This is a genomic window from Rhizobium jaguaris (assembly GCF_003627755.1).
Taxonomy (GTDB): Bacteria; Pseudomonadota; Alphaproteobacteria; order Rhizobiales; family Rhizobiaceae; genus Rhizobium; species Rhizobium jaguaris.
Map to the genome: position 1 here is coordinate 650,690 of NZ_CP032695.1, position 25,751 is coordinate 676,440.

Sequence of the window (25,751 nt, forward strand, 5' to 3'; positions counted from 1 at the left end):
GCCCGGTGTCGACGATTGCCATGTCAGCCCTCCGATGCGGCGGCCTTCGCCTGCTCCGCCTTGATCGCGGTGGCGGTGGCTGAGGCGGCGGCAGCGGCGGCGGCCTTCTCCTCGCCGCCGACCTGAACGGTTGGCGTCGCGAATTCGATTCCGTTCGCCATGAAGACGTCGCGGATCATGGTGTAGGCGCGGCGGCGGATTACGGACTGATGTCCAGGAGCGGTGGTGAATGCGAAGCTTATTTCCATCCCGAAATCGCCGATCTGTTCGACCCCCTTCATCTTCACCGTCTCGATGATGAAGGGTGCGAGTTCTTCATCGGCCAGCAATTCGGCGCCGACGCCTTTCACCAGCCTCTTCACTTTGGCGACGTCGGTGTTAAAGGGCACGCGGAGCATGAACTTGTCGATGACCCAGTCTCTGCTCATATTCTGGACCGCGCCGAGGGAGCCGAAAGGCACAGTGAAGATCGGACCGCGATGGTGGCGTAATCTGACTGAGCGGAGGCTAAAGGACTCGACAGTGCCCTTGTAGCTGCCGCTTTGTATGTATTCGCCGACCCGGAAAGCATCGTCCAACATGTAGAAGATGCCACTTATGACGTCCTTGACGAGCGTCTGTGATCCGAAACCCAGGGCCACGCCGAACACGCCGGCTCCAGCAATCAGCGGACCGATCTGAACGCCCAATTGGGCAAGGACCGTGAGTACTGCCGCCGCCAGTACGAAAACCGCAAGCGCATTTTTGAAGATCGGCAGGAGAGTAGCAATGCGGTGCTCGCTCGCGGCCTCACCGCCATGAGCGGAGGGATCGGCGGAAAATGTCTGGAGCTTATCGTCTATGAAGGCCCTGGTGATATGCCAAATGAGATCGGCGACCAGAAGAATGACGACGCTCTTTAAAAGGCCGTAGACGATGGCAGCTATCGTGGGGTCCTGATGTGCAACTGAGCTGGGATTGAACTGCCAGACAACCGCCAGCCACCCCACCGCTAACGCGACAACAACTGCGCGGCTGCCGCGGACCAGGAAAATGCTCCGGACGCGGTTCTGGCGGGAGCCGTCTTCGGAGGAAATCGCTCCTTCGATCGATCGCCCGACGGCCTTCAAGATACCGGGCAAAGTGAGCGCATAGAGTCCAATCCAAAACAGGCCCTTGAGATTAAGACACCAAAGCACCCAGATACCGACGAGACAGAGGCTCAGGGCGCCTTTGATGACGCGGGATTTCGTGGAAGTCCGCCAAACGGCTTCCACTCCGATCAGCAGGAGCACTACGGAAAAGCAATAGGAGATCGCCATCGAGACGGTAGGATCGACACCTAGCGGCTCGCCAAGGCTTCTGATGGCCAGGGCGAATACGAGAATGCCCAAGAAGAGACGTGCGCGTCGGAGCAGTCGATCGCTCTCGACGCCGAACGCTGCAAGCACGGATAGAAAGCGATAGGCCACGAAGGCGATTAGGAATGTGAGCAGCGCGATGCGTGCCAGCGGCGGCCAATCGAAGGCAAAGAAGATCACAGCGATGACAAAAGCAAAGACAACCACGGGAAGCAGCTTGGCTCCGGCGGCGGCGATGGCGCCGGGCGCTTTGGCGAACCGAACCGCACGGATCCGCAGGAATAGCTGCTCCGCTGCGGCGCCGACGGCGACCAGAACCGCGAAGATGGCCATAACCGGAGCGTAACCGTGGGATATAGCGTCGGACCTCGTTCGCGCGGACGCGGCCGCAATCTCGGAGGGTATGCGGGGGAGCGCAGATATGACGGTATGAATGCGGTCGCGGGTCTGGTTGTCCCAATTTTCCAGATCCGATTTGGCCGCTGCGGACGGGGGCATTGTTTCGCTCTTCGGCTTTTGGCTTTCCAGCCATGCCCTAACATCCGGGTCCTGCAGAAGGCGCACCAGATCATCGATCTTCGGTTGAGCGGAGGGTGTGGTCTGTGCATGCGCCGCTATCGAGAAAAGTAAAACGAAAAGGACCGTTGCCACCCATCTCATGTTTCGTCCCCTTCTCTGCCGCTTCCGACGGAAACGAGATCACGAATTCTTCCGTTACGCCAGTACGCTACGGTAAATTCGGGCGTAACATTCAGCCGATCGAGGACGATCATGGGCGTTTACTGTAACGTACTTACGGAAATCGCGAGACCGCATAGGATGTCTTCCTTGAACTCGAATGGAGGGCAGAACGGTCTATGGGCACGGGTAGCACGAACCCGCAGGAAGGGGCCGCCCGGCGGGGACTTTGGAGGCTGATGCTAAAGCTGCCGGCGATGCGTGGCCGCCTTCAGATTCTTGGCGCCAAATCTTCCGCGCTTCAGGATCTGTTTGAAGCCTACGAGGACGCAAGCGTGACACTGGAGCGCCTGCTCAAGGAGAAAGGCGGCAACGCCCGTCCGATGATCCTCGAATATGAGACGATCTGCAGGGAGGTCGAAAACGAAGTCATCGAATATTGTCTCGAACATAGCCCGGACGTACCAAAATAAGGCGGAGAGGCGACCGAAAAAGATCACGTTTCGGTTTTGTTGGCATCTTGTCTTGCAACCGCTCGTCATCTGAGCAATATATTCATTTGTTCTGATGGACTTGGACCAAGCGTAGCGGGGGCTATGATGCGCGCTGAGGAACATGGTACGAGGGACTGCGAGGTCAAGGAAACCGAGGCGCGCGCTGAAGTCGAGCGGCTTCTTTCTGACACCAGATTCCACGCAACGGAGCGCCAGTGCGCCATACTGCGCTACCTCGCCGAGCGGCATTTCGATGGACATGACGATGGCGTCAAGGCCTACTCGATCGCGATAGACGTGCTTGGCAGATCAAGCAGCTTCGAGCCCTCTCTCGACCCCATCGTGCGGATAGAAGTCAGTCGCCTGCGGTCTGCGGTCGCGAACTATTATGAAGCTTTCCGACAGCCGGGTTGGGTTTCGATCGACCTGCCAAAGGGGAAGTACGTCGTCGTGTTCTCGAAGGCGGCGGCGGATGAGCCTGCGGAGAGCGGGGCGGCCGTGGGACACGGCGGGCAGGAAGCAGAGAGAGCATATTCTGTGACGCCGACAGAAACGGCAACGCCGGCGGTGGGCCCCGCCGCACGATCGAAAAAATGGATTATCCCGTTGTCATCCGCGGCAATGCTTTGCGTGGCGTTGTCGGCCGCGACTGCCGTGTGGCTCTACACCCGTCCCGTGTTTACCACGAAGCCAGCGGTCTCGGTCATCATCTCGGCGGCCGATCAGCGGTTAGAGGGGGAGGCGACCCTGACACGCGACATGCTGATCACGGCGCTGACCCAGTTCCAGACTCTGACGGTGACATCGGAGGACGGCGCCACCGGATCGGTAACACCCGCGTCGCGTGATCAACCAGGGCGGTCGTACCGCATAGACATGAAGTATTACGGTGAAGATGGCGACCGAAGCGTGTGGTGGCAGATCGTCGACTCGGGATCCGGAGACCTTCTGAAGGCCGGGCTCGAGAAGGTCGAAGGAGATGGGAAGAGCCCGCAGGCGGTAAGCGGCGAGCTAATCGCGGCATTGTCGCGGCGGTTCGCCACGACCCGCGGCGTGATCAACAGCATCGAGATCCACCAGAATGCGATCGGAGCGCTTGGAAATGCCTGCATCTTGAGAGCGGAATACGAACTCGACGACGGCAGCCCCTCGGACATCGCAGGAACCTCCGGCTGTCTCGAACAAATGGTGGCAGCGCAGCCGTCCAATGCCGATGCCGCCGCAACGCTGTCGCGCGTGCTCGTCGCGAAGGAGGGGAGCGTTGTTCCGGAAGAGACCGTAGCTCGCGCGCTCACACTCGCCGATCGCGCCGTGTCGCTTGCACCGCTCTCGGACCGCGCGCAGATCGCGGTCATGATGGCGCAGTTCCACGCGGGACGCATCCAGACTGCGATAAGCGCCGGAAACCATGCGTTGGCTCTCAATCCCAACAATCCCGACGCCGCAGCCAAGCTCGGGATGATCCTCTTCGCGGCCGGTTACTGGCAGGCGGCCGCCGCGATGGCGGAAGGGTCTGCAAAGTCGGTGGATGTCGTTCCGCACGATGCCCTGCTCGTGCTTGCATTGGATGCCTATCGAAGAGGTAATTGGTCGGAAGCCTCGCTGCTTGCCGAGCAGGTAAACTGCAGCGATTTCGTTGTCAGAGCGCTTCGGGCCGCGTCGCTCGGCCAGCTGGGATCGGATGCGGCGGCACAACGGCTGGCGCAGCTCCGCAGCCAGAATCCAGATTTCGAAACGCGCTTTCGCAGCCTGATCGCAGGCAGGCGCTACCAGCAGGCATTGGTTGCCTCCATGGAGGAGGGGTTACGGAAGGCTGGCGCTCACCTGAGCTCCGAAGGCTTGGCGAGCGCATTCTGAAACGTCAACGCCGACCCTGCGGGTTACTCCCACCCGAAGATCTTTCGCCAGTCAGCCTTCATATCGACGACCAGCCAGTTCCGCCGTTCGGCTTCGTCCAAGGCCTTGTCCAGTTTGCCGAATGACGATTGCCGGTCGTAGGCATATTCGCGCTCGGCATCGGTATGATGGATCAGCATGGCGAAGCCGGGTCCCTTGGCCGCGGTCACCCAGCGCAGCATTTCGTAGTCGCCGTCCGAATTGCCGGCCACGAAAATCGGCTTTCTGCCAATAAACTGGTTGATGCCGACTGGTTTTCCTGGGCCGTCGTCCACGAAATCGATCTTCGGCAGCCGCCTGAGAACTGGAACGTCGTCAACCAGGGCGTATTCCGTGGTGATCGTGCTGCCCACGACCTGTTCCGGTGGAATGCCATAGATCTTTTCCGTTATCGGACGCATGAACTCTACGCCGCCGCCGGAGACGATGTAGGTCTTGAAGCCGTTAGCGCGCAGATAGTCGAGAAGCTCTCGCATCGGCACGTAGGTCATCTCCGTGTAGAGCTTCCCCGTCTTCGGATGCTTCGCGGTCGCAAACCAATCAGTGACGATCTTGGAAAATTGGTCGGTGGTCATGCCGGCATGCGTTGCCATGCCCAACTCGACAATACCTTTCTCGCCACTCTTGGCGACGCCCTTCAGGTCTCCGGCAAGGACGGATTTGAATGGTGCCTGCTCTTTCCACTCCGGGTGGTCCGGAGCCAATGTCTTGACCCGGTCGAACACAAAGCCGAGCTGGGTGTAGAACGGCTGCTCCACCCAGAGCGTACCGTCATTGTCGAAGACGGCGATGCGGTCCTCGGGGGCAACATAGCCTTCTCCGCCCTGCGTCGTGGTTGCTTTGACGAAGTCCATGATCCGGGTTTTCGCGGCCGTATCGTTCCAAGACGGCAGCGCTTCCTGTGCTAGCCCCGGAGATAATGCGCCTGCGATCAGCATGACCAGTGCGACGAGCAGCGATGCAAAGATCGCGTCGGAAGCCTTCAAGCGGTTTCTCATCGGAACTCTCCTCTTAAGCGAGAACTCTTTTCACGCATCGGAAGCCGACATGGCTCGTCGAGGTATCCTCAGGCTCGGCATGGCGGGCGGCAGGTCGGTACCGGCGGCAGTAATTCGGCGCGCAGAGGTGCGACCCACCCTTCAGCACGCGGCGCGGTATCCGTATTTGCGGTTGCCTGGGATCGTAGCTCTGTTCGATATCGCCGCCGCGCGGATTTCTCGGGATGCAGCAGGATTTGGCGGCTGGCTCCGGATGCCGTGTCGACCAGTAATCTGACGTCCACTCCCAGACATTGCCGATCATGTCGTAAAGGCCGTGGCCGTTCGGCGGAAAAGATCGGACAGGCGAAGTGCGTTCGCGGCCTTTCGGCTTGGTGGAGTGCGTTGGGAAGGTGCCAGCCCAGGTGTTGGCCATGGCGACGCCACCCGGCATCAGCTCATCGCCCCACGCATATTCGGTATCATCCGATCCACCGCGAGCGGCCAGCTCCCATTCGGCCTCTGTGGGCAGATCGAGCCCAGCCCATTCCGCGTAGGTTTTTGCGTCGGTATAAGCGATATGGACGACGGGATGATCAAGCTTACCTCGAAGATCGCTCAACCCTCCGAGCGGCCGCCGCCAGTTTGCTCCGAACTTGAACGTCCACCATTGACCAATATCGGTACCGCTGATGGTCTTCGGCATGGTGAAGACGAGGGATCCAGCCTTCAGCATCTCCGGCAGTGCGCCCGGATAGTCTTTAGGATCGGGAGTTTTCTCGGCGAACGTGACGTATCCCGTGGCCTTCACGAACTCCATGAACTTCCGGTTGGTGACAGGCGTGTCGTCGATCCAGAAGCCATCGACCGCGACGGAATGGACGGGAGCCTCTTCCGGATAGTGGTCGTTCGAGCCCATGGCGAAGGTGCGGCCGGGAATCCAGACCATGCCTTCCGGTGCCTTCGCAGGTTCCCTTTCGAATGGCAATGCCATTACAGCCTCCGAATATCGAAGGCCGTAGTTTCGCGCCTGGCGGGTGGAAGGGGAAGTACGTTACTGTAAATTCCGGCGTCAACGACGTAACGATGTTGACAAGGTTTTCCTGGCAGCCGCCCTTCCATCCGCCCATTGGGGTCAAACTGGATTGATATCCGGCAGGATAGGCTTTGTCCTGGACTTGGTGGATGAACCGCGTATTCCGACAAGGCGGGCAAGACGTTTTCTGTCGATCTCGACTTCGGCCTTTCCTCGAAACAGCCCTTCCGCAAGGAGGGAAACCTCGCGGGAGAGTTCGGGCGAGTTCTCCGACGAGAGCCAGTCCGCTAGTGTCCGATGCCCGAGCTTTGCGGACCATGCCTGCAGTCCGGCATAGATCACCATGGGATTGCCCGTCCGGATCGTCTGACGCAACTGTCCAAGCTGGTGCCGAGCGGAGAGCCGTCGCCTCTGGTCGATCTCAGAAATCCGGTCCGTAAGCCGGAGGGCCACTCGACGTGCAGGCCGAAAGAATATGACAAGCAGCACAAAGACGGCGACGCATGCGATCATGAGCCAGAGTGGATTTCCCAGCAGCCTGGACTGGTCGTCCTGAAGGTCGGGCGTAGTTACCTGACGCGTCGCGGCTGCCGCAGCGACTACGACTTTCACCGCAGGTAGCGTTGCCGACCTCCAAGTGTGATCGCTGACATCGAACCAGGGATAGGAGAGGGAGGGGATGTCGAAAATCCCCGTGGTCTGCGCGGTATAAACCACGATCTGGATGCGCCGGCTGCCTGTCTCACGATCGGCTTTAATGCCGTCTTCGACCTTCGGCGGCTTTTCATATTGCCGCAGATTGGGCGCCGTTCCGACGTCGACAGGCGGGATCATGATCGCCTGTGTATCCTCGGCGAAGACAGTAATGGTTCGGACAAGTGCATCACCCGCCTTGAGCGTCAACGGGTCCCGGTCGAAAGACTGCATCAGCGTCAACGCGCGCGCGGCAAAGCCCGGCGCCGCAGCCGCTCCATCAGCCGTTGCGGCGACCTGGAAGCTCGTGGAAGGCGCATATACTGTCGCCTTCACCGGCCTTCCGTCCTGCGAGTAGCCGAGTTCGATCTCGATCTCCGGCAGGGTGAAGGTTCCGGCGGTCTCCGGCACGACGGCATAGCGCCGGCTGATCCCGGAATACTGCACGCCATCCACCGTCCGCAGAAGGTTCTGTGCTCGTTCTTCCGGCAACGTCACGAGGGCATTCGGGACATTGAAAAGCGGAAATTGCGGTGGCGACGTGAAGAAGTTGGGCACGAAGACGTCAATGGCAATGTGCACCTGCTGGCCGGGGACGATCTGTCCGCCACCCTCGACTGCGACCTGCGCGAACGGCTCGGTTGCGACAGCGATGCCGGATGTCGCCAGCCAGAAGAGTACCACCAGCAACCTCATGGCTTCCTCTTCTGTATTTCGAGCGAGAACTTTCGCGCCATAAGATCGGCCGGGCTCACCTGGAGATTCTTCATCCACATCTCCGACGTCTGCTCTGCGATATCGATCTGTCCTTCCTTGCCTTTTTTGCCCTTATCATCGAACTGCACGCTGTCCGGCTTTTCGTTCGGGTCCTGCTGCTCCTCTTGCTCCTTGTCCTTCTGTGCCTCCAGAAGCCGCTCGGCGATCACAAGGTTTGCCTGTGCGTCGGGCCAGTCCTTCCGCTTATCGAGCGCTTTGCCGAATGCGGCGACCGCCTCCTCGAACCTCGACAGATGGAGAAAGGCGTTCCCTTGATCGTACCAGCTCTCGGCCGTGTCGACGGAGGCGAAGGCGTCGACTGCGTCCGCGAACTTTCCTGCCCGGTAGAAAGAGACTCCTCTCCACATCAGATCGGAAAAATGCGATGCCGCACCCGCGAAGTCGCCGCGTTCGAATGCCAGGCGGCCCTGTTGATCCGGCGTCAGCCACATATCCGTGAATTCGGCTGCCCCCGCGTCGCCAGGTGAAAGCAGTCTCAGGGCAAGAAGGAAGACTCCGGTCCGCACCACCCAGCCCCGCCTAAAACTCAGCGCGAGAGCGACCACCACCGGCACGACGAGCCACCAGCCCATGTCGCGCCACCGATCGCCTTCGGTCGCCTTCTTCTCGGCGAAGTTCGATCGGATCCGCTGTGAGACCCAGCGGATATCGGTGTCGTCGGCCGTCGCTGTCGCTACGTCGGCTCCGGTCAACCTATGCAAGTTCTGCAGGCCATCGACATCGAGTTTGGCCAGGACTCGGTTTCCACCCTCGCTGAGGAATCCTTTGTCCGGCGTCTTCACCGGCCCACCCTCAGCCGTGCCGACGCCGAGCACGACGATGCCGCTTCCAGTGTTTTGCTTGAAGGCTTCGAATGCAGTCTGTTCGACACCGTCGGTGATGAAGAGGATGGTTCCGGTCGCGCTTTCCTGCGCGAGCATATCCTCGGCAAGCTTCAGGGCCTTTGCCGTGTCCTTCCCGGAGACCGGCATGATGCGGGTGGCGAGCGCGTCGATGTAGGTCTCAATGAGGGACGCGTCCTCGGTCAGCGGCAGGACGAGATGGGCCGATCCGGCATAGGCGATGATGCCCGTGCGCGCACCATTTCTGGAGGCGATGACATCATGGATCTTCAGCTTTGCCCGTTCGAGCCGCGAGGGCGTGACGTCGATGGCATCCATCGTGGGGGAAAGGTCTACAGCGATGATCAGCGGAGCTGTATCTTCGACGAACGGAGGTCGCTCCCGCTCCCAGGCCGGACCCGCCGCCGCCAATATACCTACAGTGAGGATACCGGCCAGTACCCATGACGGTCGGATACTCGGTCCTTCGGTGACATCGACGACCAGCCGGTCGAGCAGGTGCGGGGCAATTATTACCTTCCACTGATTTCGGACGTCGCCGGATCGGGACGACAACCACAGCACCGCGACCGGAAGGACAAGGCTAACCAACAGCCAGGGCCGCATGAAGTGGAAGTCCGCGCTCATGCTGCAATCCTCCTGCGCATGACCCCCGCGAAGCCGGATAGGATGTAGTAGGTAGAGAGCAAGCCGATGCCGGTAGCCAGTGGCCAATGGAACAATTCGATACGCGGCCGCCATGAGAGGTTCTTCTGGCTCTCGGGCGTAATCCGGTCGAGGACATTGTAGATTGCCGCGAGGTCCGACTGGTCGGCTCCGAAGAAGTAGCGCCCGCCGGTGTCATGCGCGATCTGCTGGAGTGTCGTCGTATCGAGCTTGTCTTCTCCGGTTGCTTCGGGATCGCCGATGCCGACCGCATGGATCACGATGCCTTTCAACCTTGCGATATCAGCCGCCTTGACCGGTGGCATTCTGCTGGCGGTGTCGTTGCCGTCGGTGAGCACGACCAGCACCTTTTCCGGAACCGTCGTCTTTTCGAACATCCTGATCGCAAGCCCGATCGCGTCGCCCAACGACGTCCGCGGCCCCGCGATTCCCGGCAGGGTATCGGCAATCATTGTCCGGACGAGCTCGTGGTCCATCGTGAACGGCGCGAGCGGGTAGGCCGCGTCGCCGAAGGCGATCAGGCCGATGCGGTCTCCCGATCGTCTGGCGACGAAATCGGCGACAACCGTGCGGACCGCATCCACGCGCGCCTCGATCGTTCCGTCTGGCGCATGAAAATCCTTGGTGTCCATCGACTGCGACAGATCGAGTGCAAGCAGTATGTCCCGCTGCGGTTCGATCTTCTCGATCGGAGGTTCCACGAACTGGGGCCGGGCCAGCGCGAGAACGATCAGACACCAGGCAACGCTCTCGCAGATGAACTGCGGCCGCGTCCGCCGCATGACGATGGATCCTTCCGTCGGACGTACGCCGGCCGCTTTGGCGACCTGTTCGAAAAAGGGCAGGCGCACGGATGCCGACGTCTGGCGGTGCGGAGGCAGCAGCCACCGGACAAGCAGTGGCACCGGAAGAAGGAATAGCAGCCATGGAAGGTCAAGCTGATACATGATGACGCTCGATCCATCTGCGAGCGGCCGCGGCGATGTCGTCGCCATCGTTCTGCGGCAATCCGTCGATGTTCGCATCGTTGCGGTATTCGACGTCGTCGAGCAGCAGCGCGAGCATATGCCCGGCACCGCCCTCGGCGTGACCGTCGAGGAATCGGACCCATGCTTGCCCGGACAGAGAGGCGACCTCGTCGCGGGGCCATGCCGCCAGCGCGGTCCTTTTCAGAAGACCGGCAAGTTCATGGATAGCGTCCTGACGAGTTTCGGGATTGCGAATCCTGATTTCGATCCCGTCAAGGATACGCCGCGCCTTCCTCCGGTAGGCATTGGCGCGGTAATGCCGAAGCCAAAGCAGGAACGCGAGCGTCAGCCCCGCAAGAAAGATCAGCCCAAGGACCATCCAGCCCCAGGTCTGGGGCATCCAGGAGACAGGCGTCGGCATGGAGATGTCGTGCAGCGAGCGCAACGCCGCTTCTGTCATCGGATCCGGCTGTGACGTTTGCTGTTCCATCATCGCCTCCGCTGCCGCCAGGCGGATTGTTCGAGCAGGCGCCGCAGCTGAGGAGCGGTCTCCTCCGCCGCCGACACCGGAAGCATGGGAAGGCCGAGTTTGCGCTGCCAGGCCCGAAGCTCGCGTCCACGATTGCGCGCGAACCTGTCGATGGCGCGGCGGACGTCCGACTGCCGCAAGGCAAGTTCTGCCTGCAGGCGGCCGCCGCTGACGACGATGTCGCCGGACTTCGGCAATTCGAGCAGGAAGGGATCGTAGACAAGCAGGCAGATTACGTCGTTATGGGTTGAGAGCTTGAGCAACAGGTCGCGTGTCCGCGCCGTGTGGCCGTCGAAGTCGGAAATGACGACGACCAGATGGTCGTGATGGGCAATATTCGCCACCGTGCCGAGAACCACATCGAACTGTTCCGGTGCAGGGGGGGTGGCCGAGGTTACGCTCAGCTTACGGTTCTGCTTCGCCAATCTGTCGGCAAAGGCGATGACGGCGTTGCGGCTGCGGTGCGGCTTGACCTCGTCGATGTCGGTATCGTTGAAGACGAAGCCGCCGACGCGGTCGCCCGAGCCGAGGATGCGCCATGCGCAGAGCATCGCAGCCTCCGCGGCAGTGACGGATTTCATCGCCAGCCTGCTGCCGAAGAACATGTTGATCCTCTGGTCGACGACGAGGATCGCGGGACGCTCCTTCTCCTCGTCGTAGACGCGAACCACCGGCCTGTTCGTGCGGGCCGTCACGCGCCAGTCGATCGAGCGGATGTCGTCGCCCGGTAGATAGTTTCGAAGTTCCTCGAAGGTCAGGCCGCGGCCACGCATCGAGGATTGCATGCGCCCGGCAAGCTGCTGGTGGCTGCGTGCCTTCTGAACGAATGCCAGGTCGCGCGCACGCCCTTCGAGTGTCACCAGACCTTCGGTGGTCACGTAGATGCCGTCCATGTTCGCGGACGTCTTCATGAGACAGCCACCCGCTCAGTGATCCGGTCGACGACCTGGTCGGCCGAGGTGCTCGAGGCATGCGCCTCATAGGAAAGGATCAGCCGATGGCGGAAGACATCGTTGACAATCGCCTTGACGTCATCGGGCGTCACATAGTCGCGTCCCTTCAGCCAGGCATGGGCGCGCGATACCTTGTCGAGACCGATGACGCCACGCGGGCTGACGCCAACCTGCAGCAGCTTGGCCAGGTCCTTGTCGTAGCGGTCGGGATAGCGGGTGGCGAAGACCAGGGCGACCATGTATTTCTCGACGGGATCCGAAACGGTGATCGCTCCAATTTCCTTGCGGGCCTCGAATACGGCCTGCGGATTGAGCTTCTGCGGGGCAGCGGGCTTGCCGTCGCGGTGTGCCTCGTTCTCCTCGTCACGGTTCAGTCGCATGATCGCTGCTTCCGACGTCTCGTCGGGATAGCCCACCCGAACGTGCATCAGAAACCGGTCGAGCTGGGCTTCGGGCAGCGGATAGGTGCCTTCCTGCTCGATCGGATTCTGCGTCGCCATGACCATGAAGAGGGCTGGAAGCGAATAGCTCTTCCCGCCGACCGTGACCTGCCGCTCCTCCATGGCTTCGAGCAGGGCGGACTGCACCTTGGCGGGGGCGCGGTTGATCTCGTCGGCGAGGATCAAATTGGCGAAGATCGGTCCCTGCTGGAATTTGAACTCGCTCTTGCCACTTTCGCTGAAATAGATCTCCGATCCGGTAATGTCGGCGGGAAGCAGGTCGGGTGTGAACTGGACACGCGAAAGCTCGGAATCGAGGTTTTTCGCCAGGCTCTTGATCGCCCTCGTCTTTGCAAGGCCGGGCAGACCCTCCACGAGCAGATGACCGTTTGCGAGAAGCCCGAGCAGAAGCCGCTCCACCATCGTCTCCTGGCCGATGATCGACTCGCTGATGCGTTTGCCGAGCTCAAGGATGTCGTCACGTGCTGTCATGGCGGATCCAGTCGTTGCTACCGATGGGAATGGCGCGGTCGGGACCGCGCCATTCGGTTCGTTTGGATTATTGAGCACTGGGGTTCTGCTGGAGGGACGACATCAGCGCTTCGATCATTTGATCGATGCTGAAGCTGGCCGGGCGCTGGCTCGGCGGATAGTCCCGGAATGTCTGCAGGAACGGTGCCACTCTCCAGATGCCGTATTGGACGAGATAGGCGTTCTTCACCAGCCAGTCATAATATTGGTCGGAAACTACGTCCGCGCGTTCATAAGGATCCATGCGAAGATTGAACACCTTCGGCACTCTAAGGCAGGTGAATGGATTGGCCCACACTTGCAGGCCGCCCGGAGCGCGCTGCTCGCAGAAGACAATCTTCCAATTGTCGTAGCGGTAGGACACCAGTTGTCCGTCATCGTTGAAATAATAGAAATCATGCCGCCCTGACTTCGGTTCCTGCCCGGTCAGATAAGGTAGCTGATTGTAGCCATCGAGATGGACTTTGAACTGGCTGCCGCCGATGGATGTTCCCTTGAGGAGGCGATCCTTGATGTCGGTGTCGCCGGCCGCAGCCAGCAGCGTCGGAAACCAATCAAGGCCCGACATCATATCGTTGGAAACTTGACCCGCCTTGATGTGTCCCGGCCAGCGTATCAATGCAGGCACGCGGAAGGCGCCTTCCCAGTTGGTGTCCTTCTCGCTACGGAAGGGTGTCGTCGCCGCGTCCGGCCATGAAAACTGGTTCGGTCCGTTGTCCGTCGTGTACAGCACGATCGTGTTGTCGGCGACGTTCAGATCATCGAGGATTTTCAGAAGTTTACCGACGTCATTGTCATGCTCGATCATCGCGTCGGCATAGTCGTTGCCGGGCATCCCGCTCTGGCCCCTGTATTCGGGGCGGACGTGGGTGACGAAGTGCATATGGGTCGTGTTCATCCAGGTAAAGAAGGGCTTGCCCTGCTTCACCTGCCGCTGCATGAAATCTATCGCTGCCGCGGTCGTCTCGTCGTCGACCGTCTCCATGCGTTTTGCCGTCAGTGCGCCGGTGTCCTCGACACGGCCGTCGGCGAAGGAGTGAATGACGCCGCGGGGAGAGTTCGACTTGACGAAATCCTGATCATCCTTGGGATAATATGGTCTTTCAGGCTCCTCTTCGGCGTTCAGGTGATAAAGGTTGCCGAAGAATTCGTCGAAGCCATGGTTCGTCGGCAAGAATTCGTTGCGGTCGCCGAGGTGGTTCTTGCCGAACTGGCCGGTTGCGTAGCCGAGCGGCTTCAGTGCCTGTGCGATGGTGATGTCGCGGGGTTGGATTCCTACCGTGGCGCCGGGGATCCCAACCTTGCAAAGGCCGGTGCGCAGGCAGACCTGGCCAGTAATGAAGGTCGAACGCCCTGCCGTGCAACTGTTTTCGGCGTAGTAGTCGGTGAACATCATGCCTTCCTTGGCGAGGCGGTCGATGTTCGGTGTTCGGTAGCCCATGACGCCGAAGGAATAGGCGCTGAGATTCGTCTGGCCGATATCGTCACCGAAGATGACAAGAATGTTCGGTCTCGAGCCGGCATCGCTTGACGGTTGCGCTGGCGCAGCAGCAGCCGGTGCCGTCTCCTGCGCTTGAACATAAGAGGCGGCGAGGGATACTGAGCCAAGCGTCATCGCGAAAGCTGCGGTGGCGCCGAGAAGGCGTCGCGAGAAGGCCGTGCGCATCACATCCTCCCCGCCCAATTATGGTCGTTCAACATTTCGCTCTCCTTGTGATCGGGCAGGGCCTGGCCGCCGCCGAAACTGGATCGTTGTCATTCGACCAGGAGAGACTTCTACTTTTGGCGTTTGCGCGGAAGTACGTTACTGTAAACGTGGGGTTGCGAGATGTATCAGGGACGTAAATCCGCGGTCAGGGTGTCAGGGGTTTCGACTCGGGACTTGACCGTAGCGTCTCATCCACATCTGCAGCAGTTTGTGGACGTGACGGCTGTTCTTTCGGACGTGAGGGCTGTTCGGTGATCATCAGCGGTGCCGCGACGGCCGTGCCGGCGACGGTGCCTACCGTCTTCACGGTGCCGCCGACAACGGCGGCGACACCTTCTCCGAGCGAGACCTGGGAATCGGTCAGCGGCTGACCCGTCATAATCCGCTGGCCGATGAGCTGAACGATCTGAGGGCTTTCGGCGAACTTGCCGTGGTTCGCGCTGTCGCCGGTCTTGACCTTGGTGAGGTCGATGGCGGTGATGCCCGCCTTCTCCAGGCGGGAGCGGTAAGGCTCTTCGGCCGGATTGATCCCGCCCAGGCGTCCAACGTTGCCCGCGATGAATCTGGACGCCGCAAGCGCGCGGTCGTCCTGTGAAACGAAGAGCGTGAACTTCGGCCTCGGCTCTCCCATCTCAACGAATTGCTTGGCGAAGACTTCGATATCGAGGTCCGGTGAGGCGAGGATGACATTGTGAATCTTCGGATCCACGTGCCCGTCGCGGATGCCCATTTGCCGAAGCGATTCCATCGCGAGCCAGGTGCCCATCGAATGCGCGAGGATCGTGATGTCCTTGACCTCGGGATCTTGGGCCAGGACTCTCAGCACTTGTTCAAGGGCCGTGCGGGAATAATTTGCGCTTTCCTTGTCGTACACGTAGGCGGCGACCCGGGCGCGCGACGGCCAGGTAAAGAGGATCGGCGTCGCGTGCATGTCGCTGTCATGGACGATCTGGGCGAAGCGGAAGACCGAATCCTCGTAGGTGTTGTTGTAACCATGGATGAAGACGATCGCGTGGCCGCCTTCAGTGTGCTGGTGGAACCACGCGCGGCCCTCGGGAACCGTGTAGAGCTCTTTGACATGGGTGACGGCGAAGTCGGTGGCGGGATTGGGAGGAAGCTTCTTCGGCCACTGCACCGATCCGACCGGGCGCTTCGGCGGAATGGAGACCGCGATATCTGTCAGAGAGGGCTTGGGGCTGCGCTCACCGTTGAACAGCGTTGCAGGATTGCCGGAGGGCTGGCGGGTCGTCGCCACGAGCATGTCGACTTGTGCGGTTTTGGGCGTGGTCGCCGTCAGCGTCACGGGCGTCATCACACCAGTTGGATGCCCGCAGCCGGATAGCAGCAGCAGAATTGCAAGCACAAACTTCTTCCGCATCGGCGCTCCGTCGGTCGTTCGGATTCACCATAAGCGGCACGGGCGTTTGGTTAAGTACTTTACGGTAAATTACAGCGATGAAGCGCGCGGTATCGCCTTGAAATCACCGCTGCCGATGCCAGTGAGGCGTGTCCGTCAGACATGCCGCAACTCAAAGCATTTACGCTCGCATTTACAGTAACGTACTTATGCGTCCTGCGGGGTTGCGCGATCCTGTCGCTCGGTGTGCGATCGGCAGGAGGTCGGCGCATGAGAAGAATGCTTTTGGCGACAATGGCAGTGATGGCGATGGCATCGGCTGCTGCCGCCTTCTCGCCTGAGGAGCTGGCGAAACGCACGATCGAGCGCCGTGCTGTGGAGGCGGTCGTCTGGGGTATTCCGGCAGTCAATTACGACCTCATGCTCCAGGAGATGGTCACCAAAACGAGCGGTGAGGTGAACCAGATTGTCTATTGGTCGCGCCCTCTTGATTGGCACAATCAGACCCTGACACCCAATCCGGACGCCATCTATCTGATGGTCTTCACCGACACAAAGGACGTCGGGCCGGTCGTCATCGAGGTGCCTCCGGCCGAGGGAGGGTCGATCAACGGCAATATCGTCGACGTCTGGCAGATGCCGCTTGAGGACGCCGGACCATCTGGCGCCGACCACGGCAAGGGCGGAAAGTACTTGGTCCTGCCGCCCGGCTACAAGGACAAGGTTCCCGACGGCTACATCCCGCTCGCTTCGGACACCTATGGCGGCTACGCGCTTCTGCGCTCCAATCTCGCTAGCCATAGCGACGCCGATATCGAAAAGTCTGTCGCCTACGGCAAGAGATTGAAAGTCTATCCACTGTCGCAGGCTGCCTCGCCGCCGGAGACCATATTCACCGACGCCAAAGACGTCTTGTTCGACTCCACGATCAAGTATGACACCAGCTTCTTCCAATCTCTGGACCGGATCGTTCAGACCGAACCCTGGCTGCCGCGCGATCGGGCCATGATCGATCAGCTCAGGTCGCTGGGCATCGAGAAAGGCAAGCCCTTCGAGCCGGACGCGACGACAAGCAAGGAGCTTGAAACCGGAATCCACGAGGCGCGCGAATGGCTGGAGGCGAAATACGATACCAGTTTCAAGCCCTTTTTTGAGAGTGGCCACTGGAACTTCCCCGTTGACCCCGAACTTGTGAAGGCGGCGCAGGCGTCATTCGACAAGCCGGATGCCTATCCTGTCGATATTCGCGGTCTCACCTACAGTTATGCCTATATCGGCATTAAACGCCTTGGAGCGGGCCAGTTCTATCTGATCGCAATCAAAGACAAAAACGGCCATCCGTTTGACGGCTCGAAGACCTATCGCCTGAACGTGCCGGCCAACGTCCCGGTGGAGCAATATTGGTCGCTGACCGCCTATGATCGCGAAACGCATGCGCTGATCCTTAACATGCCCCACGCCAGCCGCTCGTCGCAAATCGCCGATCTGCAGAAAAACGCCGACGGCTCGGTCGACATCTTCATCGGACCGAAGGCGCCCAAGGGCAGGGAGACGAACTGGATACCGACCGATGCGAAGCGCGACTTCGAGCTGATGTTCCGTCTCTACGCACCGACGAAGGCGCTCTTCGACAAGACATGGGTGCTCACGGATGTCGAGCTGGTGAGGAAATAACCAATGGAAAATCGGCTGGGGACAACGCGCATGCTCAACAAGTTTCTTCCGGCCCTCGGCGTGGCAGTGCTGTTCATCACAGGCGGGGCCGATGCCAAGGATGTCCTCAGCGGACGCGTCGATACCCCCATCGGACGGATCGAGCTGCAGAGCGGCTACCCCAGCGCCGGCTCGGTGAAGAAGCTCTATGACGAGATCGATTTCCAGCGCGCATCCCAGGCTTACATCTGGGCGACACCGATCGCGGCGATGGAGGCGGTCCGGCGAGCCAACAAACGCGACTGGGGCGTGGATTACAATGATGTCGGCCTGGTCGACGGCTATACCACTCCCGCAATCAGTGCGTTGACGGCCAATAACACCACCATCTACGCCGTCGTCTTTACCGATCTCGGACGCGACGGGCCGGTGGTGATCGACTCCCCCGAGGGGGCGTACGGCGTCATCGACGATTTCTGGCAGCGTCCCGTAGTGGAAGTCGGCCCGTTCGGGCCAGACAAGGGAAAGGGTGGCAAATTCCTCCTGCTACCACCGGACTACACGGGCGTCGTCCCGGACGGTTACCTGGCTGCGAAATCGAAGACGAACCAGACCATGTTCGTCGGGCGGGCCTTCGTAAAGGATGGCGATGTCGCGTCGGCGGTCAAGACGCTGGCCGGTATCAAAGTCTACCCACTGTCGAAGGCGGCCGATCCTCCGCCAACCAACGTGGTCCACGCTGCTGACCGGCCTATGGATTCCATCGCGCCCAGAGGGTTTGAATATTGGCAGTTGCTCGCCGACGTTCTGGACAAGGAACCGGTCGAGGAGCGCGACCGGTTCTTTCACGCAATGCTCAAGCCGCTCGGTATCGAAAAGGGGAAACCCTTCGAGCCGGACGCTCGCCAGAAGAAGATACTGACGGATGCTGCCCAGGTCGGCTTCCTGATGGCTCAGACGATCAGCATGGCTCCGCGCTTACCAAACGCATCGTCCTATCCCGGAACGCATTGGGAATGGGTCTTGACCCTCAATCCGAACCAGGAGGCGGCGGATTACAGCCAGCTTGACGAGCGGACGGACTACACCTTCGAGGCGATCACGGTCGCGGAAGGCATGGTGAAAACCATTGTCGGCGCCGGCTCGCAGTATATGAGTGCCGCCAAGGACAAGGATGGAGCATGGCTCGACGGAGGAGAAGACTATACTCTCCACGTTCCCGCAGACGTGCCCGCCAAGGAGTTCTGGGCGGTGACCGTTTATGACGTTCTGACGCGATCGATGGTCAAGACGGATACGATGAAGGCGGGCGTTTCAAGCAATGACAAGCTGCAGACGAACACGGACGGTTCTGTCGACATCCACTTCGGTCCCAAAGCATCAAAGGAGGGAGGCAACTGGGTGAAGACGATACCGGGCCGGGGATGGTTCGCCTATTTCCGCTGGTACGGGCCTACCGAACATTTCTTCGACAAGAGCTGGACCTTGCCGGATATCGAGCGCCGGGATTGAAAATGTACTGACACGCGACGCGCCAATGGCTGCGACCGCGAGGGGCGGACTGATATCAGATTAGCCGTTCCGCCACATCAGCCAATTGATCGATTGTGGCACCCCATCCGCTGTAAAAGCCCAATTCTTCGTGCTTCTTACCGTCGGCGGCATTCTTATGAAGCACGCGAGCCATATAGCGAGTGCCCATACCTTCGGGCATCAACGTGATGATCGCGGTGAGCGCCAACCACGGTTCGGCGGGGCGCCAGCCTTCGATGAGGGATGTCGTGAAGATCAGGCGCTGCTCGGGCACAATCTCGAGGAAGCAGCCCTCTACATGCGGCTCAAATTCACCATCGCCTTCGCGCATCAGCGTCTCGATGCCGCCGCCCGGGTGTAGGTCCAGTTTGACCACCTTGCATCGCAAAGGCGCAGGAATCCACCATTGTTCGAAATGTTTGGGGTCGCTCCATGCCTTCCACACTGCGGAGCGCGGAGCGCCTATGTACCGGGAAATTGTGAGATCAGAGCTTTCGGTTGTCATTGTTATCCCCCCTGCAAATCTGGTTTCCGACATATCCGCCCGGCATTCCCGGAGCGCACTGTGGCGGAATGCTATATCTATTGGTCGCTTCCCCGCGGTTCCAAGAATATCACGGGAACCGCCACCGTCCTGGCAGCCCGTATAAACGCCGCCCTCGCTGCCTCCGGCATCTCATTTCCTTCATAGACATCCAGGCAGATGCGCAAGGCCTCGTCGTATGCGTGGCTGTGATCCTCTGGCCAATGGTCCAACAAGCAGTCCGCAGCCTCTCGTGCGGTGGAAATGACAATCCTGCCGATTTTTGGAAGATCGACACTAATGGGCCTCGCCCAAACTCGGTCATAGATATTATCACACATACTGACTGTAATACTTCCGTTGATCGGGCGCGGTGGAAGAAAGCTATAGTGGTGATCTCGGACAGTCTACGCATGGACCGCGCTAAAGTTCCGCCATCTAAGGCCGCATACTACTGGGGAAGATGTTCATCGCGATGCGAGATATCGCAGAAGGGCTCGCGTGAATATCGCGCGACTGCGCGAAATTCTTCGCCCTGCATCGTCCTATAAGATGTTCGAACATTCGCCAAGAGCCATAGCGCGCGGCCGCTCGTCTGGAGACCTTGAGCCTGTTACCGTGACGAATGCGACAGGCTTAAGCTGCGGCATTGTCCGCGGTGCGTGCGGCAAATAAAGTGGAAGTTATGCGCATCTATCAAAAAATGCTGAAACTCGGCTTGACGCCGTTTCGAAGAACAGTACCCCTGTTTTCGACAGGCACCTGCGTTTCGCCAGCCGGTTGAGAGTAACGGGCGCGCTGTAATCGAGCAAAACTTGCGTAAGTATCTGGCGACCGGCAAACGGCGTGCGCAAAGACAGATGTGGACAGGATGGACATACCCATGAGCGACGTGTTTGAATCCGACATCTTTGAACTTGCGCCCATCGCGATGTGGATCGAGGATTTCAGCGAGGTGAAGGCACTGTTCGATCAATGGCGCGCTCACGGCGTCGATGACATCAGCGCATTCTTGCGCGAGGATTTGAGCCGGGTAGCCGAATGTTCACGGCGAATCAGGGTTTTGAGCGTCAACCGCAAGACGCTTGAGCTTTTCGAGGCGGACGACCTGGACCATCTCATCGCCAATCTCTCGCATGTTTTTCGCGACGATATGCTGGAGACGCATGTCAACGAGCTTTCAGATCTATGGAACGGCAAGACAGATTTTAGCAGCGCCACAGCGAACTATGCGGTTTCCGGCAAGCGGCTGGACATCCAGTTGCGCGGCTCTGTGCTCCCTGGTTTCGAGAATTCGCTCGGGAAAGTACTGCTGACGACTGAAGATGTGACGGCGCGCGAAAACGCCCGACGCGGAGAAGTAATCAACCGACGTTACGCTGAAGGCATCTTCGAACATTCGCCCGTCTCTCTTTGGATAGAGGATTTTAGCGGCGTCAAGATGCTCATCGACGATGTTCGCGAGCAGGGGATCACGGATTTCCGCACCTTCACGGATGTGCACCCCGAGTTCGTCCGGCAGTGCATGAGCGAGATCAAGGTCATTGACGTCAACCAGGCGACGCTGGACCTATTTTGCGCGCCTGACCGGCAGACGCTCCTTCAACGTCTCGGGGACATTTTCCATGATGACATGGAGAAGCCGTTCCGCGAGCAGCTTATGGAGCTTTGGAACGGAAACCTGTTTCATCACAGGGAGGTGGTTAACTACGCGCTCGACGGGACGGTTCGCCACATTCTTCTCCACTTTGCGGTTTTCCCAGGCTACGAGAGCAATTGGTTGCGTGTACAGGTCGCCTTGACCGATATTACGGCGCGCAAGAAAGCGGAGGCCTATCTTGAATACCTTGGCAAGCACGATGTGCTGACAAAGCTTCATAATCGCGCGTTCTACATGGATGAACTCAATCGTCTCGAACGAAAGACACTTCGGCCCGTTTCCGTAATCGTTATGGATCTTAACGGCCTGAAGGACGCAAATGACACGCTCGGCCACGATGCTGGAGACGCACTTTTGCGCCGGTTTGGCGAAGTTCTGAACGGTGTCGTCTCGCAACCCAACCACGCCGCGCGCATCGGCGGCGACGAATTCGCCATCTTGCTGCCAGGCGCGGACAGGCAGGTGGCAAATGCCATGGTGGAGACGATCCACGAAGTGCTGAAGATCAACAATCAGTTTTATTCGAGCGCACCTTTAAGTGTCTCGATCGGCGTTGCGACGAGCGAGCCGGGAGAGGCGATGGAAAGCGTCGTGAAGCGCGCGGATATCCTGATGTACGATCAGAAGCGAGCCTCGCATGCGGCTCGCTGCGATGGGGATTGTTCAGTTTCGGCTCTCGGCGACGAGCACGCCGGCGCATCGTACGCAAGCAACTGAGCCCGCGCGCCGAAACCTCGCGGTTGCCGACAACCTTAATCGGCTCGGGGCACTGAAGTCATCGGTGACCCGCATGCCGTCGGTTGGCCGATCGAACGCAGGCGCTGCGGATAGAGGCGTATCTGACGCTTAGGCCGCCTTTGCAATCTCGCAATAAATGATGTTGCGGTTATCCCCAAACCAGACAGACACTTTTGTCTCTGCGTTGCGGGTGCCCGCGTCGGCAATCATGCGCATGTCGCTTTCCGAACGCAGGAGGAGAGGCCAACTCATGAACGCTTCCATATAGCCGTCTACCTCGATTTCCTGCGAGAAGTTCGCAAACAGGAAGGAGCCGCCGGGCTTGAGCATTTCAATGCATTTGCGTGTCAGTCTGGCGGCAATTGGAAAGGTGAGATAGTCATAGAGGCCCGCAGCATAAATGTAGTCGAAACGACCGAGAGCGTGCTTGTTGGAAAGCAAGCTCTTAACCGAACCGTCTACGGCTTCGACGCAAGTTCCGGCAAAATCGCGCGCAACCGTTCCTACACTCAGCGGGTCCTGATCGAGTGCAATCCAGCGCTTGATTTTTCTTTCCCTGAGCGCAGTTGACAATGCCGCTTCACGAAGATGACCCGACGCCACCGCAAGGATTTCGACCGAGCCTGGTCGATCCTTGGCGTGCTCATCCACCCGCCGTGCAAGGATATCGCGGCGTTCTCTTACGGCGACCGATGAGGACGCGTTTTTGGTGTATTCATATATCGCTCTACCCAGCTCGGTGGACGCCTCGATTTCTGCCTCCACCATGGCATGACCGTAAATGAAGTCGAGCAGATGCGCGTCGCCTGAATAGCCACGCGGTTTATCGAATGACCATCGCGTGAATGGGTCCTGAAGCAGGAACTGAGCTACAGGATGGTTCTGCGCAAGGAAGGCAATTTCGCTCCATATATTGGCGTGAAATCGGCGGCGGATCTGATGCAATGCCTGCGACAGTCGGCTCACAATCGCATGAGGATCCACTTTGGATCGGATTTGTTGAAGGGATAAATCGAGCGTGAGGGCAAGCTCCGCCTTGGCGATTATCATCTGTTCCGAGGATGGAAGGCCGTCTGGCTTAGTCGGGCTAAAAATCTGTCCAGGTGCAATGAGACTCTCGCCGTCGAACTTAAAGCCTTGTGCCATCATGAACCCTCGGTTGACGAAACATTAACCACAAACGTGTGGACAACAGAACGCGATTGGATTTTACTCGTCAAGAGGGTATTTCTAGTAATGCGAGTAAAAACTCGTGGCTAAGACGAACGGAACTTTGGAAGCGGTGAGCTCAGGTTCATCGGCAGCAATGCTCGGAGGGCGTCGCCGCATGTTCTATGATGGAATGTCTTCAGAACAGATTGCATCAGGAAGCCCCGCAACGGCCCCTTTTCCGGATGCAGACTGCGCTGTCCCGACAGAAAACTTCCGTAGCTCCCTTTCGGAGATGAGGGCTGCCTACGCATCGGAAAATGATGCTGTCCGCCGGCAATGCACGCGTCACGGCTTGTGGATGGCCGTCGCCGTCTATGTTGCCTTTGCCGCCCCTGACGTTTGGCTCATTCCTGACGTCGCGCCGCTAACGATCGCCTTGCGGTTTGTTACAGCGGTCATCGTGCTCATGGCCTTTGAGATTTTGAGGTTGGCGAAGGCGAAGACCGTTTGGTTGGACGGCACATGCGCCTTGGCGCTGATCTTAGGTTACGTCGCCTGGCTCTGTCCGGCTGTCACAACAAAATATGCGACGAGCATGTCGTACTACATGATCTTCGGCGCGATTTTCATGATGGGCGCGAATCTGTTCTTCAGCTTCTCGTTTCGTCTATCCGTCCTGACATCAGGCACGGTGTTGGGCGTGTTTTTTGTGGCGCTCTACGGATTCTTTCCATCGACACCGGTGTACCACCTCGCCTTCGGACTGTTTTACGTCTCATGTTTTGTATTCACGTCGTTCGTGAACTGGCGTTTGAATGTCGAGCGTTACAACGTGTTCCTGAATGCGGCAGAGGCTCGCCATCAGCATTGGGAGGCAACGGAGCGCGGAAAGGCCTTGCTGCGTCTTTCGCACACTGATTATCTCACGGGCATCGAGAACAGGCGCGCGATCGACCGAAGGCTGGATGAGTGCTGGAGCGCATGGAAAAACGACGGCCGCGAATTTTCTGTCATCCTTATCGACGTCGACTTCTTCAAGCGCTTCAATGACCGCTACGGCCATCAGGAAGGTGACCGATGTCTGACCGTGATTGCCACGACGCTTCAGAAACTTGTCGAACGCCACGAGGGGATCATTGGTCGTTACGGCGGCGAGGAATTCATCGCCGTCATGCCTTTAAAGGCGCAGGGTGAAGCGACCTATATAGCGGGGGAAATTCGACACCAGGTTGAGGCGCGCGCAATTCGGCATGAAGAGCGGCCGGACGACACACAGTTCGTAACGGTGAGTGTCGGCGTTGCTTTCATCAGCGAACGATCGGGAGCGAAGGTGGAATGGCTTGTGCGTGAGGCCGACCTCGCGCTCTACAACGCAAAAGCCTCTGGCCGAAACTGCGTTCGAACATTTGATCCGACGTTGCGGCGTCCGAACGAGGATGCCGGAAAGCTGGTGCCGCTGCTGGCGGCGGCCATCGACCGGCGACTGGTATCGCTGGTCTATCAACCGATATTCGATCTCAGGGACGGCCAGATGAAAGCCGTCGAGGCTTTGATGCGGCTTCGTATGCCCGATGGAAGCTCCGTGCCGCCAGGCGTCTTTATTCCTGTCGCGGAACGGACTGGCTCCATCATCGAATTGGGTCGATGGGCCATCAAGACGGCATGCCAGGACATCCTGGCGTCCGATCGCTTGGCCACAGTGAGCGTGAATGTCTCTCCGGTGCAGTTAAGATCTCCCGGTTTCGCCATGAGCGTTGCAGCTATTCTGGAAGAAACCCGCGTCTCCGGCGCCCGGCTTGCGTTGGAAGTCACTGAGGGCTTGGATATGGAGATGCAACCCGAGGTGCTGCAGTGTGTCGCCGATCTCCAAGCGCTTGGCGTCGAGATTTGGCTGGATGATTTCGGCTCTGGTTATGCTGGATTGTCGTGGCTTCGGGCGATCGAGTTCAACACCGTCAAGGTTGACCGAACCTTCCTGCATGATTGTTCGGACCAACGGGGACTGACCATGTTGCAAGACATGGTCGCCCTTATCCGCAACCGGGGGAACACGATTCTTGTAGAAGGCGTGGAGACCGAGGCTCAGATGTCTGTCCTCCAGAACCTCAGCATCGACCGGGTTCAAGGGTTTCATCTGGGCAGGCCGGTGAGTGCCGATCTATTGGCGCTAAACGCATAGCGCCTCTCAGCAAGCGGTCGGTGAACCAGGCCGGCCGTTCAGCGCATCGCCGTGTCTAGCGGATGCGGTGATTGGTCTGATCGCTTGGAGGAAATGTTCACAACATCCCGGCGGTGATAAGCGGTAGGTTCTCGTCCTGCACGGCAATTGCCCTGGCATGGTAAAGAGCCGCATGTCGATCTTCTGGCAGCCGATGGGAAACGATGGCGAGCGCAGATGTGGTGATGCCAAAACGAAGGCACATCGGGCAGATAATCTCGACGCGGTCGCTTACGCGCGGCAGCTTTTCTTCGGCTTCGGCTTCACAGATAGGGCAGGTGATGCTCATCAGCTATATCCTTTGCTCTGGGACAGCAGTCCTCGTCAATCTTGTGACAGACTGGTCTATTTGTCGACGAAATCCGCATCGGCTCGCTCGGCGGATATTA

General features: G+C 59.2%; 21 protein-coding genes. 6 read left to right on the top strand and 15 right to left on the bottom strand.

Annotated features, from left to right (window positions below):
• Positions 1–23: 23 nt before the first annotated feature.
• Positions 24–2,000, bottom strand: coding sequence for a mechanosensitive ion channel family protein (locus CCGE525_RS25210; RefSeq protein ID WP_120707075.1), 1,977 nt, complete (start codon positions 1,998–2,000; stop codon positions 24–26).
• A gap of 257 nt (positions 2,001–2,257) precedes the next feature.
• Here CCGE525_RS25210 and CCGE525_RS25215 point away from each other — a divergent pair, with 257 nt between their 5' ends.
• Together CCGE525_RS25215 and CCGE525_RS25220 are read left to right on the top strand one after the other, a co-directional pair.
• Positions 2,258–2,491 (top strand): hypothetical protein, encoded by a 234-nt coding sequence (locus CCGE525_RS25215; protein ID WP_245472289.1) that lies wholly within the window; start codon positions 2,258–2,260, stop codon positions 2,489–2,491.
• Positions 2,492–2,614: 123 nt separating this feature from the next.
• Positions 2,615–4,369, top strand: coding sequence for a tetratricopeptide repeat protein (locus tag CCGE525_RS25220; RefSeq protein ID WP_342637450.1), 1,755 nt, complete (start codon positions 2,615–2,617; stop codon positions 4,367–4,369).
• Between the two features lie 23 nt (positions 4,370–4,392).
• On the opposite strand, the gene CCGE525_RS25225 is transcribed toward CCGE525_RS25220, so the two are convergent.
• From CCGE525_RS25225 to CCGE525_RS25270, 10 genes are all read right to left on the bottom strand, one after another.
• Positions 4,393–5,406, bottom strand: a complete 1,014-nt coding sequence (locus CCGE525_RS25225) for an HAD family hydrolase (protein ID WP_120707077.1) — start codon at positions 5,404–5,406, stop codon at positions 4,393–4,395.
• Between the two features lie 13 nt (positions 5,407–5,419).
• The gene (locus CCGE525_RS25230) at positions 5,420–6,379 is read right to left on the bottom strand and encodes a formylglycine-generating enzyme family protein (RefSeq protein WP_120707078.1); all 960 of its coding nucleotides are present in this window, start codon (positions 6,377–6,379) and stop codon (positions 5,420–5,422) included.
• 141 nt (positions 6,380–6,520) lie between these two features.
• Positions 6,521–7,810, bottom strand: a complete 1,290-nt coding sequence (locus CCGE525_RS25235) for a BatD family protein (RefSeq protein WP_120707079.1) — start codon at positions 7,808–7,810, stop codon at positions 6,521–6,523.
• The gene (locus CCGE525_RS25240; protein WP_120707080.1) at positions 7,807–9,360 is read right to left on the bottom strand and encodes a VWA domain-containing protein; all 1,554 of its coding nucleotides are present in this window, start codon (positions 9,358–9,360) and stop codon (positions 7,807–7,809) included. The genes CCGE525_RS25235 and CCGE525_RS25240 overlap by 4 nt, the downstream gene beginning before the upstream one ends.
• Positions 9,357–10,346, bottom strand: a complete 990-nt coding sequence (locus CCGE525_RS25245) for a vWA domain-containing protein (protein ID WP_120707081.1) — start codon at positions 10,344–10,346, stop codon at positions 9,357–9,359. Before CCGE525_RS25245 ends, CCGE525_RS25240 begins: the two co-directional genes overlap by 4 nt.
• Positions 10,333–10,860, bottom strand: a complete 528-nt coding sequence (locus CCGE525_RS25250; protein WP_342637451.1) for a DUF4381 domain-containing protein — start codon at positions 10,858–10,860, stop codon at positions 10,333–10,335. Before CCGE525_RS25250 ends, CCGE525_RS25245 begins: the two co-directional genes overlap by 14 nt.
• Positions 10,857–11,807: a DUF58 domain-containing protein gene (locus CCGE525_RS25255; RefSeq protein ID WP_120707083.1), complete on the bottom strand. Its 951-nt coding sequence runs from the start codon at positions 11,805–11,807 to the stop codon at positions 10,857–10,859. The genes CCGE525_RS25250 and CCGE525_RS25255 overlap by 4 nt, the downstream gene beginning before the upstream one ends.
• Positions 11,804–12,781: an AAA family ATPase gene (locus CCGE525_RS25260; RefSeq protein ID WP_120707084.1), complete on the bottom strand. Its 978-nt coding sequence runs from the start codon at positions 12,779–12,781 to the stop codon at positions 11,804–11,806. The genes CCGE525_RS25255 and CCGE525_RS25260 overlap by 4 nt, the downstream gene beginning before the upstream one ends.
• A gap of 67 nt (positions 12,782–12,848) precedes the next feature.
• Entirely contained in the window at positions 12,849–14,486 is a 1,638-nt protein-coding gene (locus CCGE525_RS25265) for an arylsulfatase (protein WP_120707085.1), read from the bottom strand.
• A 187-nt stretch (positions 14,487–14,673) separates the two neighbouring features.
• Positions 14,674–15,906, bottom strand: coding sequence for an alpha/beta hydrolase (locus CCGE525_RS25270; RefSeq protein ID WP_120707086.1), 1,233 nt, complete (start codon positions 15,904–15,906; stop codon positions 14,674–14,676).
• 249 nt (positions 15,907–16,155) lie between these two features.
• On the opposite strand from CCGE525_RS25270, the gene CCGE525_RS25275 reads away from it, so the two are divergent.
• Together CCGE525_RS25275 and CCGE525_RS25280 are read left to right on the top strand one after the other, a co-directional pair.
• On the top strand, positions 16,156–17,559 hold the full coding sequence (locus CCGE525_RS25275) for a DUF1254 domain-containing protein (RefSeq protein ID WP_120707087.1): 1,404 nt from the start codon (positions 16,156–16,158) through the stop codon (positions 17,557–17,559).
• Between the two features lie 3 nt (positions 17,560–17,562).
• A complete protein-coding gene (locus CCGE525_RS25280; protein ID WP_120707088.1) occupies positions 17,563–19,050 on the top strand; it encodes a DUF1254 domain-containing protein in 1,488 nt (495 codons plus the stop codon).
• Positions 19,051–19,105: 55 nt separating this feature from the next.
• On the opposite strand, the gene CCGE525_RS25285 is transcribed toward CCGE525_RS25280, so the two are convergent.
• Positions 19,106–19,576, bottom strand: coding sequence for an SRPBCC family protein (locus tag CCGE525_RS25285; RefSeq protein ID WP_120707089.1), 471 nt, complete (start codon positions 19,574–19,576; stop codon positions 19,106–19,108).
• Between the two features lie 77 nt (positions 19,577–19,653).
• The gene (locus CCGE525_RS25290; RefSeq protein WP_120707090.1) at positions 19,654–19,935 is read right to left on the bottom strand and encodes a DUF982 domain-containing protein; all 282 of its coding nucleotides are present in this window, start codon (positions 19,933–19,935) and stop codon (positions 19,654–19,656) included.
• A 542-nt stretch (positions 19,936–20,477) separates the two neighbouring features.
• On the opposite strand from CCGE525_RS25290, the gene CCGE525_RS25295 reads away from it, so the two are divergent.
• Positions 20,478–21,971, top strand: coding sequence for a sensor domain-containing diguanylate cyclase (locus CCGE525_RS25295; protein WP_120707091.1), 1,494 nt, complete (start codon positions 20,478–20,480; stop codon positions 21,969–21,971).
• A 129-nt stretch (positions 21,972–22,100) separates the two neighbouring features.
• Here the strand turns inward: CCGE525_RS25295 and CCGE525_RS25300 are convergent, their stop codons facing one another.
• On the bottom strand, positions 22,101–23,138 hold the full coding sequence (locus CCGE525_RS25300; RefSeq protein ID WP_120708618.1) for a class I SAM-dependent methyltransferase: 1,038 nt from the start codon (positions 23,136–23,138) through the stop codon (positions 22,101–22,103).
• Positions 23,139–23,436: 298 nt separating this feature from the next.
• On the opposite strand from CCGE525_RS25300, the gene CCGE525_RS25305 reads away from it, so the two are divergent.
• Positions 23,437–25,323 (top strand): putative bifunctional diguanylate cyclase/phosphodiesterase, encoded by a 1,887-nt coding sequence (locus CCGE525_RS25305; protein WP_245472359.1) that lies wholly within the window; start codon positions 23,437–23,439, stop codon positions 25,321–25,323.
• Positions 25,324–25,420: 97 nt separating this feature from the next.
• Here the strand turns inward: CCGE525_RS25305 and CCGE525_RS25310 are convergent, their stop codons facing one another.
• Positions 25,421–25,651 carry a hypothetical protein gene (locus CCGE525_RS25310; RefSeq protein ID WP_120707092.1) on the bottom strand — a complete coding sequence of 77 codons (231 nt, stop codon included), beginning with the start codon at positions 25,649–25,651 and terminating at the stop codon, positions 25,421–25,423.
• Positions 25,652–25,751 lie beyond the last annotated feature (100 nt).